Consider the following 2,562-nt stretch of genomic DNA (forward strand, 5'->3'; position numbering starts at 1 on the left):
CCGGCGGGCATCTCGCAGGTACACGGGGAGGCGCTGGGGCTGGTCAGGGACGCGGCCGGCTCCGTGGTGGCTTTTCGCCTGCGCAAGGAAGTGTCCGGGACGGAACCCATCGCCGTGCCCGTGTCGGCCGAAACCATATGGCTCCTCGCCACGCCGACGGAGTTGAAGCCTGCCCAGGGCATCCCGCTGATCGGCAACGGCCTCGAACCCGTCGTCGATGTCCGTCTGGAGGGCGGCGCGGCAGTCTGGGTCGCCGTCTTTCTGCCGCGCTGAGCGGAGCCGCGGGGCGGCCGGTCAGGCGCCCCGCATCGCGGGGCTCAGCTCGCCGGCCGCCGCCTCGTCGAGCAGCCACGTGAGCTTGCCGTGCACCGGCCGTACGCCTTGCGCCGGCACCGCCTCCGGAACATGCAGGCCTTCGAGGACCTCGGCCACGATGCCGGCCTTCTGCGCGCCGCTCACCAGGAACCAGACGCGGCGCGCGGCGTTGATGACGGGGTAGGTCACGGTGACGCGCGGCGAGCCGTCCGGGGCCAAGGTGGCGACCGCGAAGCGCTCCTCCACTGCAAGGGCGTCGCTGTGCGGGAAGAGGCTGGCGGTGTGCCCGTCGCCGCCGACGCCGAGAAGTACGAGGTCGAAGACGGGCAGCTCGCTCCGGGGCCGCTCGAGCGCCGCAAGAGCGCGCAGCGCGTTGTCGTAGGCTAGCGCGGCCGCGTCCGGCGCCTCCTCCCCATGCACGCGGTGAACAGCGGCGTCGGCGAGGGGGACGTGCTTCAAGAGGGCCTCGCGCGCCATACCGTGGTTGCTCGCCGGGTCGTCGGGCGGCACGCAGCGCTCGTCGCCCCAGTAGACCTGGACGCGGCGCCAGGGGATCTTCTGGCTGAACTGCTGGCGGGCCAACATCTTGTAGAAGGCGCGCGGTGTCTCGCCGCCGCTAAGAGCGGCGGCGAACCTGCCGCGCGCCGCCGCCGCCTCCTGCGCGGCGAGCGCGAACAGATCGGCGGCGCGCAGCGCTAACGCGTCCGCATTCGGGAGGATTTCGATGCTCATTGCTTGCCGGGGTCTTTCCAGGGCCGTCGCCAGGCATGACCGTCGGCGGCGATCAGGGCGTCGGCCGTCTCAGGGCCCCAGCCGCCGGCCTCGTAGATCGGGATGTCGCGCGTCGGCTTGTGTGCCCACTCGTCCAGGATCGGGCCGACGATGCGCCACGCTTCCTCGGCCTGGTCGCCGCGCGTGAACAACGTCATGTCGCCCTCCATCACGTCGACCAGGACGGTTTCGTATGCGCTGAAGGGCAACTCGTGCAGGGTCGTCCCATACGAGAAGTCCATGGCGACAGGCTGCAGCGCGACGTCGTGGCCGGGCAGCTTGGACTCCATGCTCAGCGAGAACCCCTCGTCCGGCTGCACCCGCAGCACGAGGACGTTGGGCTGCAGCCCGCGACCGGCGGCCGCGTCGCGGAAGAGCAGGACTGGCGGCAGCTTGAAGTGAATGGCGATCTCGGTCACGCGACGCGCCAGGCGCTTGCCGGTGCGCAGATAGAACGGCACGCCCTGCCAGCGCCAGTTGTCAACGAGCAACTTGACCGCGGCATACGTCTCCATGTGAGAGTCCGGCGCGACCCGGTCCTCAGAACGATACGCGGGCACCGCCTCGTCTTCGACGACTCCTTGGACGTATTGGGCGCGCACCGCCCAGAGCGAGACCAGGTGCTGCGGGATGGGCCTCACGGCGCGCAGCACTTTGAGCTTCTCATCGCGCACGGCGTCGGCGTCGAACGCCACCGGAGGCTCCATCGCCACCAGTGAGAACAGCTGGATGAGATGCGGCGTGATCATGTCGCGCAGCGCGCCGGCCTCCTCGTAGTACGGGCCGCGATGCTCGACGCCCAACGTCTCCGCCGCCGTGATCTCCACGAAGTCCACGTAACGGCGGTTCCAGATGGGCTCGAAGATGCCGTTGGCGAAGCGCAGCACGAGGAGGTTCTGCACGGTTTCCTTGGCCAGATAGTGGTCGATCCGGTAGACCTGCCGTTCGTCGAAGACCTCGGCGATCACGCAGTTCAGCTCTCGCGCCGTCCGCAGGTCGTGGCCGAACGGCTTCTCGACGACCACGCGCGTCCAGCCGGCGACCGGTTCGCCGCGAGAAGCCGACCCGGCGAAGTCGCCGTGTCGCGCCAGGCCGGCGGCGCCGAGCTGCTCCACGATCACCTCGAACTGACTGGGCGGCGTGGCGAGGTAGAACAGGCGGTTGCCGAGCGTCCCGCCGGTGTCGAGCTCGTCGAGGACGGCGGCCAGTCGTGCGTACCCTTCGGGATCGTCGAACTGGCCCTGAACATAGCGCGGCGACAGCAGGATGCGATCGCAGAGCGAGCCGTCGATCGTGTCGGCCCCGTAGTGGTCATCGATGGCCTTGCGCAGCAGGGCGCGGAACTCGTCGTCGCTGAGTTCCTGGCGGCCGTAGCCGATGATCGTGGTGCCTATCGGGAGCACCCCGTGGCAGGCCAGATCGTAGAGCGCCGGCATGAGCTTGCGATGCGTGAGGTCGCCGGTAAAGCCGAAAATG

The 2,562-nt window shown here is 69.5% G+C and carries 3 protein-coding genes; 1 reads left to right on the top strand and 2 read right to left on the bottom strand.

The window, feature by feature from the left end; all coding sequences use genetic code 11:
* Positions 1-273: hypothetical protein (locus WC493_RS23680; RefSeq protein WP_373069192.1), on the top strand; the 273-nt coding region annotated here is incomplete at its 5' end.
* Positions 274-294: 21 nt separating this feature from the next.
* Here the strand turns inward: WC493_RS23680 and pgl are convergent.
* Together pgl and zwf are read right to left on the bottom strand one after the other, a co-directional pair.
* Positions 295-1,047, bottom strand: coding sequence for a 6-phosphogluconolactonase (pgl, locus tag WC493_RS23685; protein WP_373069194.1), 753 nt, complete (start codon positions 1,045-1,047; stop codon positions 295-297).
* The coding region (zwf, locus tag WC493_RS23690) for a glucose-6-phosphate dehydrogenase (RefSeq protein ID WP_373069196.1) at positions 1,044-2,562 on the bottom strand (1,519 nt) is incomplete at its 5' end. The genes zwf and pgl, both read right to left, overlap by 4 nt.

It is taken from the genome of Zavarzinia sp. (genome assembly GCF_041650655.1).
In the GTDB taxonomy this organism is placed as follows: domain Bacteria; phylum Pseudomonadota; class Alphaproteobacteria; order Zavarziniales; family Zavarziniaceae; genus Zavarzinia.